The sequence below is a fragment of the bacterium genome (genome assembly GCA_004322275.1).
Lineage (GTDB): Bacteria > Desulfobacterota > Deferrisomatia > Deferrisomatales > BM512 > SCTA01.
Map to the genome: position 1 here is coordinate 63,765 of SCTA01000029.1, position 14,624 is coordinate 78,388.

At 57.8% G+C, this 14,624-nt stretch carries 11 protein-coding genes; 4 read left to right on the plus strand and 7 right to left on the minus strand.

Features of this window, described 5'->3' with window-relative positions:
• Positions 1 to 64 precede the first annotated feature (64 nt).
• From EPN96_08940 to EPN96_08950, 3 genes are read left to right on the plus strand one after another with little or no spacing between them, the layout of a single operon-like run.
• On the plus strand, positions 65 to 2,431 hold the full coding sequence (locus tag EPN96_08940) for a hypothetical protein (protein TAL16556.1): 2,367 nt from the start codon (positions 65 to 67) through the stop codon (positions 2,429 to 2,431).
• Between the two features lie 49 nt (positions 2,432 to 2,480).
• The gene (locus tag EPN96_08945) at positions 2,481 to 3,470 is read left to right on the plus strand and encodes a phosphatidylserine decarboxylase (GenBank protein TAL16578.1); all 990 of its coding nucleotides are present in this window, start codon (positions 2,481 to 2,483) and stop codon (positions 3,468 to 3,470) included.
• Entirely contained in the window at positions 3,467 to 4,528 is a 1,062-nt protein-coding gene (locus tag EPN96_08950) for a prolipoprotein diacylglyceryl transferase (GenBank protein ID TAL16557.1), read from the plus strand. Before EPN96_08945 ends, EPN96_08950 begins: the two co-directional genes overlap by 4 nt.
• A gap of 76 nt (positions 4,529 to 4,604) precedes the next feature.
• Here the strand turns inward: EPN96_08950 and EPN96_08955 are convergent, their stop codons facing one another.
• From EPN96_08955 to EPN96_08985, 7 genes are all read right to left on the minus strand, one after another.
• A complete protein-coding gene (locus EPN96_08955; protein TAL16558.1) occupies positions 4,605 to 4,943 on the minus strand; it encodes a hypothetical protein in 339 nt (112 codons plus the stop codon).
• Positions 4,933 to 5,757, minus strand: coding sequence for a hypothetical protein (locus EPN96_08960; GenBank protein ID TAL16559.1), 825 nt, complete (start codon positions 5,755 to 5,757; stop codon positions 4,933 to 4,935). Before EPN96_08960 ends, EPN96_08955 begins: the two co-directional genes overlap by 11 nt.
• A complete protein-coding gene (locus EPN96_08965; protein ID TAL16560.1) occupies positions 5,724 to 6,533 on the minus strand; it encodes a hypothetical protein in 810 nt (269 codons plus the stop codon). Before EPN96_08965 ends, EPN96_08960 begins: the two co-directional genes overlap by 34 nt.
• Before the next feature lie 197 nt (positions 6,534 to 6,730).
• Positions 6,731 to 8,092, minus strand: coding sequence for a cytochrome C (locus EPN96_08970; protein TAL16561.1), 1,362 nt, complete (start codon positions 8,090 to 8,092; stop codon positions 6,731 to 6,733).
• A 26-nt stretch (positions 8,093 to 8,118) separates the two neighbouring features.
• Positions 8,119 to 8,433, minus strand: a complete 315-nt coding sequence (locus EPN96_08975) for a hypothetical protein (protein TAL16562.1) — start codon at positions 8,431 to 8,433, stop codon at positions 8,119 to 8,121.
• A gap of 76 nt (positions 8,434 to 8,509) precedes the next feature.
• Positions 8,510 to 9,982 carry a DUF3373 domain-containing protein gene (locus EPN96_08980; GenBank protein ID TAL16563.1) on the minus strand — a complete coding sequence of 491 codons (1,473 nt, stop codon included), beginning with the start codon at positions 9,980 to 9,982 and terminating at the stop codon, positions 8,510 to 8,512.
• A 231-nt stretch (positions 9,983 to 10,213) separates the two neighbouring features.
• On the minus strand, positions 10,214 to 11,167 hold the full coding sequence (locus tag EPN96_08985; protein ID TAL16564.1) for a TerC family protein: 954 nt from the start codon (positions 11,165 to 11,167) through the stop codon (positions 10,214 to 10,216).
• Positions 11,168 to 11,729: 562 nt separating this feature from the next.
• Between EPN96_08985 and EPN96_08990 the strand changes: the two genes are divergently transcribed.
• Positions 11,730 to 14,597, plus strand: a complete 2,868-nt coding sequence (locus EPN96_08990; protein ID TAL16565.1) for a hypothetical protein — start codon at positions 11,730 to 11,732, stop codon at positions 14,595 to 14,597.
• Positions 14,598 to 14,624: the final 27 nt, after the last annotated feature.

Consider the following 14,624-nt stretch of genomic DNA (forward strand, 5'->3'; position numbering starts at 1 on the left):
CATTAACATTCCCGTAATTGAAAAAAGGTATCGTTCTTCCATGACCGAAGACTGTGGAGGGACGATGAGCGACGGCGCAGCCCGGATTATCGACTGGAGAGAAAAGCCCGTTCAGGAAGAGCAGGGGCGAATAAGGCCGAAAAGCGCCCGTCAGGCGCTCGGCTGGCTTGGGTTTCCGGTTGACCGTTCCCCGGCGTCGGCGAAGCTCCCCTTCGGCCCCGGCGACGTCACTTCCGGCTCCGAGACCGAGTTGCAGGTGGCCGTATGCGGAAGCAGGGCGCAGGTCGACCTGCCTCTGGAGATAGAGAACAGCACCTATTTCGCAAATCTGACCCGGCGCGCCGAAGCGGGCGACATGCCCAGACAGGCTGTGCGCCAGCTTGAGCGTTTTCTTTCGTCCAATCCTTCAGGAATCTGGGAAAACAGCTGGGTGAGGTTCCCCCTTTCGGTTCTCTCGCCAAGGGCTCGCGCAGAGTTCGACAAGGACATGCTCATCGACAGAACGGATGCTTCACTGGGCTTCAGAAGCGACCGTTCCCGCTTCATTTTCGACTATCACGGGGAAACCTGGATAAGAATACCCGTCAGCTACCTGCTCAAAATCGCCCTTGCCGATTTCGCCGGGAGGGAAAAGGGGTTTTCGGGGCAGGAAATCAACGTCGCGGAAAAACTTCTTTCAAATTTCCTCAGCGACAACACCTCTCCCGAGACCACCTCCTTTTACATCTCCGGCGAAGACGGCCCTCTTGCCCTCGGGAGCGAGACGGCCAGAGAGACGGCCCTCCGCTATCTTTTCACCCAGCTTCTTCTGGCTTACGCCAACAAGGTTTTTGAGCTGAACAATCTGGGGCAGCGGGCGCTGGCCTACCTCTCGCCCCTGCCTCCGGTGCGGCAGACCGAACTCAACGAGCACATTTCCGACGCCTTTTACCGCGAGCTTTTCATGAGCCCCTGTCTTTCAGGCTGGGACCGCGGGGAAGAAAAGCACAACTACATGGGGCTGTGTCACGAGGTGCTGAGCCGGAGCCAGCTAAACGCGCTGCCCAAGCTTCGCGAAGCCGGAGTAATCCAGCATAACCTCGTGGTTTTGCCGAACACCTCCAACATAAGCCTCGCCAACAACGGGACGCACGTATCGCTCGGCAGCCTTTGCCTGAGCCGGAGCCTGGGAGACGCTCCCGACGTACGCGCCCTGTCGGCGGAAAAGTATCTGGGCGACCTCGTCACGAAGATAATGGAGCACTTTTTGCTTCTCTTCGTCGAAACCTATACGGCCGCTCCCAGGCGGATATCCTTCGCGGATTTTCACCCCGAGCGCATCCTCGGATTTTTGCCCCACGAGCTCGACTACACGCACCTTCGGATGATCTGGCGAAGGTGGAAGAAAAAGGCCGGCAACAGCTTTTTGGGCCATTCCATGACGCCTTACGGCCCCAAATGGCTGGACGGGCTTTTGTCGTCGGTGCTCAAGCTCAGGGGCGATTACGTGCCGGACGCCCGCCTTCTCGATTACCTCGTCTGTCTCATGAGCACCTACGAGAACCACGCGCTTGACGGCAACACCGGAAACTGGGACCGGCTGAAGGCGGATCTGGGGCGGATGGGCGTTTTCAGCCCGAAGATGTCCATGTACATACCGATAAGGCAAAGAGACCTTCTGGGTTGCGGTTACTCCGGCTTCGAGGGCCGCCACTTCAGCGTTTACGAAAGCTTCGGGAGCGATCTGGGCCCCGCCATCGACTTGCAGAGGCTGTGTCTGGCGGCGGCCTTCGCCCTGGCGGGGTCGGGAAAAATCGAGCATGCCGACATACCCGACACCCCGTTCGTCGAGAGCGAGCGGCGGCAGATTTTTTTCGGCGCAGCCATAGGCCTCCCAACCTTTTTCGTAAGGGCGGACACGCCCAATCTGTTTTTGCGCAAACTGGTTGCCCGCGCCGTAGGCGTGCGCCAAAGCCGCCGTTACCCCGGCCGTTTGCGCGTCGGCCAGCACGAATACAGGCTGGGACTGGTCAACTTTCTGGAAGAGGAGATGAGAGAGGTGGTTGAGTCTCTCGGCGCTTCGGAACTGCTCGGAGATCTCAAGGCGCGGCTGTCGGGCGAATTGCCGGGCGCCTCGCAGAGAATGCTGAGCGGCATCAGCGGCGGCGGCAGACAAAACCCTCTTTCAAAAGACGCCGAAAGCTTTAACAAAGAAGCCGAGAAATACTACCGCGAAAGCCTTCGCGAGAAGCAGATTTGCGAAGCGATAGACCTTGTCGTCCCGTGCTCCGGCCCTAGCGGCGCGGAGCGGGAAAAACTGGCCTTTCTCGCGATCGAGGCGAAAGAAGGGCTGTTTCGGGAACAGATGAGCATCGCCTCGATCACCGGTCTTCTTAAATACATATTGTCGGTAGTCGCCGTGAGGAAAGAACGTGAGCAGGCAATTGTCTAGACATCATTTCAGCGAATTCGCGCACCAGTACGTCGATCGCGAAACAGGCATGATTTGCGCCGAAACCCTGGCGGGCGACAGGCTCTTGCGCACCATTTACTCGGAAGTCCGCGAAAGGTCGCCCTGGGTTTACCGCATGGCGACAGGGCCGGTAGCCACGCGCACCCTCGGCGCGATCATGTACGGCGGCCTTCCGTGCGTCGCCGTCCGAAACCCCGTCGCGCGGATGAAAGCGCTGGGCATGGAGCCGGGCGAGTGTCTGAACGACCCAAAAAAGTTCAGGACGGCCCGCGAAATCTTTGAAAGAAAGATACGCTACTGGGAATACAGGTCGCTCTGCCGGGGAACGCGGGAGGTGGCGAGTCCCTCCGACTCAAGGGTGCTTGTGGGGTCTCTCTCCGAGCAAAAGCAGTTTTTCCTGAAGGAAAAGTTCTTTCGGCTCGAAGAATTGCTGGGCGAAGACAGAACCGGCCTCACCGAAAGGTTCGAGGGCGGAGACTTTGCGATATTCCGTCTCACCCCCGAGAAATACCACTACAATCACGTTCCCGTGTCGGGCGTGGTAAGGGAAATATACGAACTGGGCGGCCGGTTTCATTCGTGCAATCCCGGCGCGGTCCTCTCCGAAGTGACGCCCTACGGCAAAAACAAACGGGTGGTGACCCTGATCGACACCGACGTCCCCGGCGGCACTGAAGTGGGCCTTGTCGCGATGGTAGAGGTCGTTGCGATGATGATAGGAAAGATAGTCCAGTGCTACAGCGAATACGCCTATGACAATCCCCGGCGGATCGAACCTGAAATGTTTCTGCGAAAGGGCCAGCCCAAAAGCCTTTTCATGCCCGGCTCCAGCACAAACGTGCTGATTTTCGAGAAGGGGCGGGTGAAATTCGCCCCCGACCTCGTCAGGAACCAGAGGCGCTCGGACGTTCACAGCCGCTTTACCCTGGGTTTCGAGGTGCCGCTGGCGGAAACGGACATCAAGGTTCGCTCTTTACTCGCCGTCGCGAACGAGTCTTTCGAGGGGGCGAAGACATGACCCCTGTTCTTCAGAATATGCTCGTGATAGCCGCAACCGGTGCGTTAAGTTTCGCTTTGCTTTTTTGGTCGCACCGGCGGCTGGCGCAGGAGCGCTGGCAGATTGCCGCCGCGATTCCGCTGGAGAAGACCCCCGAAGGCGACTGGAAAGGCCTGAACCTCACATGGTACGGTTTTTTCACCGCAACTTCGACGGCCGCCTCCACCGCCCTTTTTTTGCTAATGGCGGGAAGTCTGGGGATCGAAGCGGGGACAATCGCCGGCTTCAGTCTAGCGCTGCTGGCCGTTTGCCTGCCGGCGGCAAAGATTATCGCGAGGCTGGTGGAGGGCAAGCGCCACACCTTCACGGTGGGCGGCGCGGCTTTCGCCGGGCTTACTGCACTTCTTCCCCTGCACTGGCTTTTTGCGCATATGGGGTGGTTCCGCCCCGAAATCACAATCTTTCCGATACTTTCCGCCGTCGCCGCGTCGTACGCCCTCGGCGAGGGGATAGGAAGGCTCGCCTGCATCAGCTTCGGCTGCTGCTACGGGAAATCCCTCGAAGACGCGCCGGCGCCGCTACGCCGCCTGTTCGGAAATAGCGGCGTAACTTTCCACGGCAGCCTGAAAAAGGCCGCTTACGAAGGCGGGCTTGAGGGCAGGCCGGTAATCCCCGTTCAGGGAGTCACCGCCTTCCTCTACGTGTCCTGCGCGCTCGTTGGCCTTTTGCTTTTTTCGTTCGGATTCTACGCCGTTTCCTTTATTTTTTGCCTTCTGGTAACGCAGGGCTGGCGCGTGCTGTCGGAAAGGCTAAGGGAAGACTACAGGGGAGAGGGGGCGCTCAGCGCCTATCAAAAACTTTCCTTAATCATGATAGTTTTCTCTATCGCGGGGACTTTTTTCGGAAACGCCTCAACCGTCGGCGCCGAGCCCGAGCTGTTCGCCGGAGTCCGGGTTCTGTGGAGCCCTCTGATGATACTTTTTATTCAGACGCTCTGGATGATTGTTTTTATATACATGGGAAGAAGCTCCATCACGGGCTCCTCGATCCGCTTTTACCTCCATGACGACCGGGTTTGAGGCGGGGCCGGAAACGGCGTAAAAAAGGGGCTGCGCGGTTTGCGCAGCCCCTTTTATTTTCGTGAGCCCAGGGTCCCTACTTCTTTTCTTCCGGTTCCTTTGCTGCTCTTTTTGAATCCAGCATGAACGAGATGAGGTCGCGGCAGGTCTTAAGGCGAAAAAGATTTACCTTCCGGAAGGACTTGTCTTCGGCGTCGAGGCTGGTGGCCAGTTTGTCGCAGCGTTCGAGGAGGGAGGCGATTTCGGCTTCCGGCATGTCGGTCAGGGTATCCGTTTTCGAGCAGACCGCTTCAAACTCGGTTTTCCACTCCTCGGAGGAGTGGCAGACGACCGCCGAGAAGAGCGCTATTCCCGCCAGTACGACGACGGCGCAGCTTGCGCCGGAAATCCTGCCCCAGCCGGTGTCATTCTTCATCTATTTCCCTCAGCCCCTGCGGTTGCTTGTAAATTATCTTTCTCATGTCCGGATGACAGTGGTTGCAGTCCGCCAGCGGAAAAGCCACGCGCATGTGGCAGACGCCGCAAAAATTCCCGTCGATGTTAGTCGCCATTTTGAAGTTTTTCGTGAACTTCTTTTTTATGTCGAAAAGGAACGGGTGGCAGACGTTGCAATCGAGCCATTTTATGTGCTCCCCGTGGGGAAAGACCGCCGGGGATACCATCGCCCACTCGCTTTCGATTACGAGGTCCTCGCTGAAGGCGAGGTTGGTGAAAGCGGGTATGGTCAACTGGCTTTTCGGGTTTATGAGGCCCTTCTTCCAGGTCTCGGTCCAGTTAATCATGTTGCCGTGAAGCCCCGAGGGGAACTTTTCCAGCTCCCTGAACCAGTCGGTGCTTATGCGGATGTCGCCGTTGTGGCAATAGACGCACTCTTCGGCCTTGTTGTGACCGAAAAGCTCGACGCCGTTGTGGCACGCGCCGCAGAAACGCCCCTCCCGGTTGTCCGTCTCGGTTATCCCGGTGGCGTTGGCCTCCATGGCGAATTCCAGCTCGAAATGGCAGACCCGGCAGGTGTACTTTCGCCGGTGCACCCAGTGCGAGAAGGACACGGGCTTGACGTTGTTTTGCCCGGAATTGCGCGAAATGATGACGTTTCCGTACTCTTCCGGCGGGGGAAGGTCCGGCAGGGGGAAAAATCCCCATACTCTCTCCCCGGCGAGAAGTGCAACTCCCGCCGCGAAGAGGAGCAGTCCCGCTATTCTACAGGCTTTGAGTGGCATCTCTGGCAATCGGTCATCGGAAATGCGACCGTCAGGTGACACTGTCCGCAGTACTTGCCTTCGTAATTCTCAAGCATTGAATAGGTGGTCGAGCCCTGCTTTACGCCTTTGAATATCTCCGGGTGGCAGCCTTCGCACCCGTTCCAGGTGGTGTGTTTCTTGTGGGAGAATATTATCTCGGGCATTCCCTTGACCCCCGAAACGAGGTCGAGGTCCTTCGGGTCCTTTATCGCCTGGCGCTTGAAGGAAGTACCCTCGATGTAGTCAACCGGCTTTACCAGACCGGAAATCTCGGCCTGCTCCCAGTCCACGCCGTTGCCGAAGCGCGCCTTGGGGAGGCCCTCGGTGAATTTGGCGAAATTGTAAGCCGGTTCGACCTTTTCTCCGACGCTGTGGCAGCGCTTGCAGCGAGCCCTTACATCGTCTTCGCTGTATTTGTTTTCGCAAGCCCGAAAGACGGCCTTGCCGTCGGGGCCGGGCTTTCCGTTGTGGCAGACGCCGCAGTAATACCCCGCTACGATGTCCTCCTGAGTGACCGACGAGCCGTTGGCCTTCATCGCGAAGCCGATATCGACGTGGCAGAGCCTGCAGGTGAACTTTGCCCTGTGGAGCCAGTGGTCGAACTTCACCTCCGGCATCGTGGCCTTTTCGCCGGCCGGAACGGTCATTATCGCCCGTCCGAACTCGTAGGGCAAAGGCCGCCGCTTTTTTGTGCCGGTGGGCGAAGCCGAGGCAATCGCCGGGAGCAGAACTAGCGCAAGCAAAACTACGAAGGTTTTTTTCATCGCGATCCCTTTTTCCCGAGATTGTGGAGCCACGGCGGCTTGCCATGTGAAATTTTCAACCGGATGGCACATTATAGCCTTTATCGCTCAAAATCATATACCGTTTAATTTCTTGTCAGTCCGGTATTGGTTTGGAAGGGAAATAAAAACGGGGCCGGTTTTTACACCGTCCCCGCTTCTTTTGGGCGATTTATCCTTTACCAGTCTTCTTTGGATTTTTCGACGAGCTTGTCGAAGTAAAGCGAGGCTTTGGTGAGTTTTGCGGTTTCCTCGCCGGAGTAACCCAGCTCCCTGAAGTTCAAAACGCCGTTGGGCGCGTGGCAGTTCTGGCAGGTCAGGGCCTTTTCTTTCGTGACCAGATGGTCGCTTCCGAAGTAGAGGGTCTGCCAGCCGGCCACCGGCTCGTAATTTTTGATGCCGAGGGTTTTTGCTGCCGAGGCGACGCCCGCGAGGGTGTCTCCGTTAGCCATCGGCTGGGCGAAATCCATGGCCAGGAGCTGGCCGGTGAGCTTGTCGAAGAAAACCTTGCCCTCGAAGAATTTGAAGGGATAGATTTTGGATTCCTTGTCGCCCCTGCTTCCCTTCGGCCCGATGAAGGACGGGGTATTGGCGACGGTTTTGTTGTACCAGGCGTAGACGGGAGCCGTCTCGTTCGCCTCTTTGACGAGGGTTGTAGGCTCGTAGAAGTTGTTTTCGTTTTTCGCCCAGACGGTGAAATCCTTGGCGAAAGCCCCGCCGGTGCGCGGTATGTGGCAGGTCTGGCAGGCTATGAGGGCGGTGTGGCGGTTGTAGTCGGCGTCCTTATGCGGCTCGGCGTTGTGGCAATCGGCGCAGGAAAGCCGCACTCCGTCGTTGGCCCAGTTGTTGGGGTCAAAGCCGGTGGGAAATTTGTGGTTCTTTACCTTGTGGCAATCCACGCAGCCCATTCCGTTTTCGGCATGCACGTCGGTTCCTTTGGTGAAGGAAAAACCGCGCTTGAAGAGGTAGCCGCCGCCGGCTGTCTCGTGGCAGACGGTGCAGTTTTTCACCGTCGGCCTGCCGATGGCCAGCGCCGCTTCCCTGCTTCTGTCCTGACCCATCGTCACTTCGCCGTCCGGGCCTTTCGATGGCTTTCTCTTTGAGTAATCGTATTTGGCGGAATGGCAGACCAGGCAGTCGATGGAATCCTCCGCCGCCTGCCCCGCGCTTCCCACGCCGTTTACGCCGTCGCCGGGGTGACAGGTGTCGCAGCCGGTGTATTTGCTCTTTCCCGCCGAATTGGCCGGCGTCTCTTTAAGGCTGTTTACCACGTCGTTGCCGTTGCACATCGAATAGATGCGGTTTTTCATCCCGTATTCGACGCCCGGATCGGTGTTCTCGACGTTCGTCACCTTCGAGGCGTGTTTCCAGTGGACGGTATCCAGAAAAGTCTTGGCCGTTCCGGGATGGCACTCCTCGCAGGTTTTGGGGCCGAGGTAGCCGGTCTTCTCGATGGATTCCTTGCCGGGATGCTCTGCGGCCGCCGCGTTAAGGGAAAATGCGGCGGCGACAAGGCTCGCGGCTAAAATTTTGCGTTTCACGTAGCGCCTCCGGATTATCGGCCGCTTCAGCAGCCGGCGGTTTTCCTGAAATATTTGCTTATGTTCTTGCCGTCCTCGACCTGATACTTCAGCCTGATTTCGTCGCCTACGACTATGCGGTGGTCCTTGAACTTGTCCAGGGTGAGGTCGTCCGTGACGAGGACTTCAATAACGGCGTCGGTCTTGTTTTCCTTGAGGGCGACCACGGCGGAAGCGCCGTCGGCGGCGAGCTCTATTTTTGTTATGACGGCCACGGCCTTGATCTCGTCGGCCAGAGACCCCTGACAAAGCAGCAGCGTGGCAAAGAGAGCGAGAACGATTGTAGCTGCGATTTTTTTCATGACTTATCCTTTTCGGACTGACTTTTGTCCAAAAGAGGCGGGGAAGGAGTCCGTTACTCCTTCCCCGTCGTCTTGTTTAGAAGCGGACCTCGAAGGTCGCGTAAAGATCCTGGGCGTTTTTGACGGGCGCGAAAAGCTGCTGCTTCATCGGGTCGTCGAGTTCGGAAATCTTCTGGGGAGCGCCTACCCAGTTGCTGCTGCCGGTGTAATCGAAGTTGTAGTACTGATAGCCGAGGCGGAAGAAGGCGCGGGCGTTGTAAGAGGCGATCGCCTTGCGGTCAAGTTCCTGAATCAGGTAGACCTCGTAAACGTCGCCGCGCGCGCCGAGCTTGCCGGTCCACATGTCGTCGGAGGCGTGGTCCATCGCAACCCAGTTCTTGGAGCCGTGGTTGTACTCGGCGCCGATTTTGGTGCGGGTGGAGGTTATGTCGTAGCGCGCACCCGCGTAGGCTCCCCAGCCGTACTTTGACTCGGCTTCCTCGCCCGCGTTGTACATGAGCCCCGCCATGCCGCCGCTGAGATTGTCGTTGGGGTGGGTGACGCTGGCCGCGCCCGAGACGAAGAAGTTAAGGGAACCGGGGCCCACGTTCTTGAGGGTGGAGAGGGTGGTGACGCCGAACCAGTCGATGGAGCCGAGGTTGACCGAGGGAGACATGGGGCCGAACGCGGAATCGGCTATGACCGGGGCGTCGATGATGTCGTAGCCGCGGTTCCACTGCACGTTGAGGTAGAGAGGGTCGGTTTCGTAGGGAACGAGGGAGATGCCGAGCATATCCATGTCGTTAAGGGCTCCGGCGTCGGAATCCTTTTCATAGCCCGATTCAAAGCCGCGGCCGTAACAGATTTTGCCGTATGCTCCGGGAAGGGCTTCGATGTCGGGAGCGTAGCCGAGCGACATGCCGTCAAAGGCGTAATCGACCATCAGCGAGGGAATGCCGCCGTTGCCGGGCTTGTCCGCGTTCTGGCGGAGATGGGAGGGAACGCCTCCGGTGGAGGGGCGGCGGCCCACCGAGAACCAGATCGGCTCGTCGGCTATGTTGCTCCAGGTGATGAACGCCTGATCGACCAGAAGCTTGTCGTCGCCGGGGGTGTGGCCCTGGGTTCCGTCGAACTGACCGACCCTGTCGGCGAAAAAGGTGCCGGAGGTTGCGCTTGCATCGCTGTTGCCGAAGGACTTGTACATCAGAAGGCGGGTGGTGAGGTTCACGTCCTGCGTGACCTTCGCCTTGATGTTGAGGCCGAGGCGGTTGGTATAGAGGGTGTCGTTTTTGACATCCTCTTCCTTCATCGCGGCCGGGGCGAGAGGGTCGCCGGTGAACTGGTAGTAGTCGGCGATCGTCGCGTGGAGGGAATCGACCCGGAAGCGGTAATCGCCGCCGATGGTGAGCCAGTCGAACTTGCCCGGCTGCTGCTTGAGGGTTTCGACCTCTTTGGTGAGGGCGTCGACCTTCTGCTGGAGAGCGTCGTCCGCCGCGAACGCCGCGAGAGGCAGGGCGAGCGCCGCAAAAGCCATTGATGCCAGGATCGGGTTTTTCACGCTTTTTTTCATGAAATCTTCTCCGCCAAAAATGTGTGGTGTGCCGCAAGGCAGGATTTTCAAAATCGGGGAAGGGATTTCCCCGCCTTTGGCAATACGGCTTTTAGATTCCACGTAAATGAAAGGGTTACAAAATTCGGCGGGGGAATAATCAGGCGCAAAAAAACAGGGCGCTTCGCCGGGTAAATGCGAAACGCCCTTCCATGTTTCACGGTAGGCCAGCCGGGTTGACGGCGTCTTTCGTTATTCCTCCGCGGCTTCGGCGGAGGCCTCGGGGGCGGGGTAGAGGAGCGAAGCGGCCACGGACAGGCCGACAAGGGCGGCGACTACGCTGAGGGAGACTGAAACCGGCACCTTGTAGACTCCCGCGCCGAGCATTTTTCCGCCGATGAAAACCAGCACCATGCTGAGTCCCAGCTTGAGAAAGCGAAGCTTGGCTATAGAGCCCGCCAGAAGGAAGTAGAGCGCTCGAAGGCCCAGAATTGCGAAGATGTTGGAGGTGTAGACGATGAAGGGGTCGCTCGTCACGGCGAAAACCGCCGGGATGGAATCCACCGCGAACATTACGTCGCTGGCCTCCACGGCGACCAGAACAAGCAGCATGGGCGTAGCCGACCATTTGCCGCCGCACCTCACGATGAAATCCTGACCGGAGAAATCCGGCGTGCAGCGGACATTTTTCCGAAAAAGCCTGTAGACGGCGTTTTTCTCGGGGTCATGGGGCTCGTCGCCGGAAAAGAGCATCTTCGCGCCGGTGACGGTCAGTAGGACGCCGAAAAGGTAGAGAATCCAGTGAAAGGAGGCTACCAGCGCCGCCCCGGCGCCTATGAAGATGCCGCGCAGCAAGAGCGCACCGAGGATTCCCCAGAAGAGTATCCGGTGCTGATGGGTGGAGGGCACGTTGAAATAGGTGAAGAGCATCAGAAAGACGAAAATATTGTCTACCGAAAGGGCCTTTTCGATTACGTAGCCGGTGAGGAACTCCATCCCCTTTTCCTGCCCGAACATGGAGTAAACGCAGTAATTGAAGAGAAGGGCGAGGCTGATCCAGAAAACCGACCAGAAAAGCGCCTCCTTTGGCCGCACCTCGTGCGCTTTCTTGTGAAAGACGCCAAGGTCGAGCGCGAGCATGGCGATGACGAAGACGATGAAACCCGCCCAGAGCGCGGGCGTTCCGACAGAGGCCGTTTCCTGCATTTTTACCTCCTACAGGCTTCGCCTGGGGCAATAAAAAAGACCTTTACCCTCGGCGCGTTAAAGCGCTGGGTAAAGGTCTTGCAAATACAGGATTCGTATCCCGAAACCGGGTCTTTTGACCGTCCTGACGGCGTCGGGCCCGCCGGGGCTCCAGCCATGAACGACCGGCGGAATGCTACTCCCCTTTACTATAATAAATATATTGCTCAAAGGGATAGCTTGTCAAGGGGCGGCACCTGTGAGCAACCTTTCCCAAGGCAGGGAACCGGCGGGGCGGAGGGCCTCCGGCGTGAAATGTGCAACGTGCATACGATAACCCGGCATCCGGGCAGTATCGTTTGCGCGTCGCAGGTATTCCCGGAAAATGATTTTCATAAAAATTTTATGACAATTCAAAAATTTATAAAATATAGATATTTTAAGATATATTTAAATATTAAAAGTGTCATTAAATAAAACAATATTGATGTTTTGAGAATTGGGTGTAACAATGAAAGATATTTTCTGAACTGCCCCCCGGCTTTTGCCGGGAAGGGTATTTCGTTGGGAAGGGAGACGGGGAATGAGGAAATCGAAGGTATTAAGCTGTGGTCTGGCCTTGCTGTCCGGAGCGCTCGTATTGGCCGGGTGTTCTTCATCTTCTTCGGACAAGAGCGTAACGGGTTCCGGGCCGGAAGGGCTGAGCCGTGCGACGGTTTTTCTCGACCAAAACGGGGATTTGGCCCTGAACGCGGGAGAGCCTTCAACCCAGACTTCGGAAGAGGGCAGATTCAAACTCGGAGTCGATCCTGAGGATGTCGAGGGTAAAACCCTTGTGCTCATGGTTGACGAAGATACGGTGTGGAGCGACACGGGGGTTTCTCCTGAAGCGCGTTTCACCCTGGTTTCCCTGCCCGGGGAGCCCAAAGCCATTTCAATCTTCACCACCCTGCTGGCCACGCAGAGCACCTACGACGAAGCGGGCCTCAAGACGAAGTTCGGAATATCGGAAGATTCCTCCCTCGTATCCGGCTACGCGGACGATGGGGAAATCGACGTTTTCATCCGCCACGCCACGAAGCTCTACGGCGACATGTACGCTTCCTCCGCCGAGGCGGGCGCAACGCAGCAGCAGCGGCTTGACTCCACCGTGCAGGTTTTTATCGACGATTCCGCGCTCGTAGCAGACTACGTGGCCGATATCGTGGCCAACGAACCCCTTCCGCCCACCAACGCGGCGCCTTCCACCTCGGCTATAGTGGGAGAGGAGATATTCCAGTCCATTCCCGTCGATGCGGCCACCATGAGCTATGGCGTGGGCATGGACGAGATCACCCGCAAGGTGGTCAGCGGCTCTTACTGCCTCGACGTTCCGGAAGCCTCGGCGATTCCGGAGCTGGCGATATCGCAGAACACTCGCAGCTACCTCTTCCGCCTCATCAAGTCTGAAAAAGACCTCCGCGAACTGCTCAACGTGGGCGGCGGCCTCGATCTGGGCACCGCGGTGGTCCAGGGCTCCCTTGAGGGGCGCTTCATAAACGAATACCGCAAGGACCAGTCGGCTATTTACGCGCTAATCAAGGCCGAGTACATTCTCAGCGGCTACAAGCTCTTCGGAGTCAGCCTGGCCGACAATTTCCTGGTAAACAACCCGGACGTCGCTTCCTACGTCAGCAATTACAGCGCTTTTCGGGAAGCTTGCGGCGACCGCTATCTCGATCAGGTCACGACGGGCGGCGCCTATTACGGCCTCCTGAAAATAAACACCTCCGATTCAAGCTCGAAAAAGGACCTTACGGTCAAGCTGGAAGGAAAATACGGAAAAGGCCCGGTCTCTGTCTCGGTCAGAGGCGATCTCCAGAGCACCATCCAGGAGACGATCGGGAACACCAGCATAAACATAATGATCGGTTCCCGCGGGGTAAGCCCGGAATTTCTCGGCCTTGAGGCTCCCGCCCCCGACCAGCTCATAAACGACCTGGACGACTTTTTCAACGCGGCCGATCAGTTTATCGACGCCATCTCTAATCCCGAGAACGAATGCCACGACGACAACGTCGCCTACAAGAAGTGCGCGTACACCGCCACCTTCGCAGACTACGCCACGATCTCCGGCGGCGTTCCGCGCTTCCAGAAGCAGGTGGAAAACCTGAATTTCACCACCAAGATCATGGGCCAGTACGAAGACTACAAAATACTCGAAAGCTACATCTCCACCATGCTGGTGAAAAGGGCCGACTACGACTGGACCGGGTACACCCCGGCCGGGATTTACGCGAAGAAGAATCAGATAGCCCGCGGAAAGCTGATAATGGACGCGGCTTTCAGAAAGTGCACCACCGACTTTACCGGCTGCACGGATAATCCCACGGCACAGGGCCTTCAGACCTTCAACGAAATCATCATGGACCTGCCCTTCGAGGCGTGGCGCGAGCCGAGGGACTGCCGCGACATACAGCGGCTTCTCGGTAACGACGACATCGAGGGGGCTACCGTGGCTCTCGGCGGCGACTCGGCAAAGCTGTTCCAGGTAAGCTGCGCCAGGATGGCGACATCGGAACCGCTGACCTATCTCGACATCTTCAACACCAGCGGGTCCCCAACCTCTCTTTCCTACAACATGGCCCGCGACGTAAACCCCGACGGCTCAACCGTCTCGACCAAATACGACAAGCTCCTGGTCAACGTTAACTTCAACAACCTGGAGATAATCAACGACCAGACGGAGCAGCAGGAGACCCTCTCCACCGCCGCCAACGATTCACCCACCCTGGACAAGAATTTCACTCAGGCTCGTCTCGGGACCGCGGTGGATTGCTACGCGCAAACCGGCGAGGCGGTAACTAACATCGACCTCATCAACACGGGCTTTAAGTTCGCAGACGATCTCACCTTCGAGAGAGACGTCCACCCGATCACCAAATACGAGTGGGTCGCAACCGCCATGACCTGGGACGCCGCCAGCGCTTACGCGCAGTCCCAAGGCGGCCATCTGGTCGTCCTGAACAACGTCGTGGAGTTCAACAAGCTCGTGAGTATGCTCAAGAGCAACGGCAACCCGGACCACTCCTGGGTCGGATTGAAAAGAACCGACATGGCCCAGCCCACCCAGTATCAGCAGTTCGAGTGGGTCACAAGCGGTGACAACCTCACCGGCAAGGAAGTGGCCGACTATTTCTACGCCGGAGAGCCCAACAACTGGAGAAACGTACCCGAGAATTGCGTGGAATTCCGGGGCGCCAGCAGCTACGGTCAACTGCTGAACGACATCAGCTGCACGTACTCTTTCCCCTTCTACATCGAGTACGACATACTCGTTCCTGACGGCGCGGTGACCGTCAGCGCGGACAGAAAGAGCCTGGACGGCTGGGTAAACGGTACCGTTCAGGGGCAGTGCGTCGAAGTTCGTCCCACCAAGGAAGCCATCAGGCTGGTTTACGACGGCCTTTAAAAATTGACGAGACGAGGCTCCGTCCCC

What these genes read in the sequence shown, in the direction of transcription:
- EPN96_08940 (TAL16556.1), top strand. Translation starts at nt 65, where the DNA reads ATGAGCGACGGCGCAGCCCGGATTATCGACTGGAGAGAAAAGCCCGTT.
- EPN96_08945 (TAL16578.1), top strand. Translation starts at nt 2,481, where the DNA reads ATGATTTGCGCCGAAACCCTGGCGGGCGACAGGCTCTTGCGCACCATT.
- EPN96_08950 (TAL16557.1), top strand. Translation starts at nt 3,467, where the DNA reads ATGACCCCTGTTCTTCAGAATATGCTCGTGATAGCCGCAACCGGTGCG.
- EPN96_08955 (TAL16558.1), bottom strand. Translation starts at nt 4,943, where the DNA reads ATGAAGAATGACACCGGCTGGGGCAGGATTTCCGGCGCAAGCTGCGCC.
- EPN96_08965 (TAL16560.1), bottom strand. Translation starts at nt 6,533, where the DNA reads ATGAAAAAAACCTTCGTAGTTTTGCTTGCGCTAGTTCTGCTCCCGGCG.
- EPN96_08975 (TAL16562.1), bottom strand. Translation starts at nt 8,433, where the DNA reads ATGAAAAAAATCGCAGCTACAATCGTTCTCGCTCTCTTTGCCACGCTG.
- EPN96_08980 (TAL16563.1), bottom strand. Translation starts at nt 9,982, where the DNA reads ATGAAAAAAAGCGTGAAAAACCCGATCCTGGCATCAATGGCTTTTGCG.
- EPN96_08985 (TAL16564.1), bottom strand. Translation starts at nt 11,167, where the DNA reads ATGCAGGAAACGGCCTCTGTCGGAACGCCCGCGCTCTGGGCGGGTTTC.
- EPN96_08990 (TAL16565.1), top strand. Translation starts at nt 11,730, where the DNA reads ATGAGGAAATCGAAGGTATTAAGCTGTGGTCTGGCCTTGCTGTCCGGA.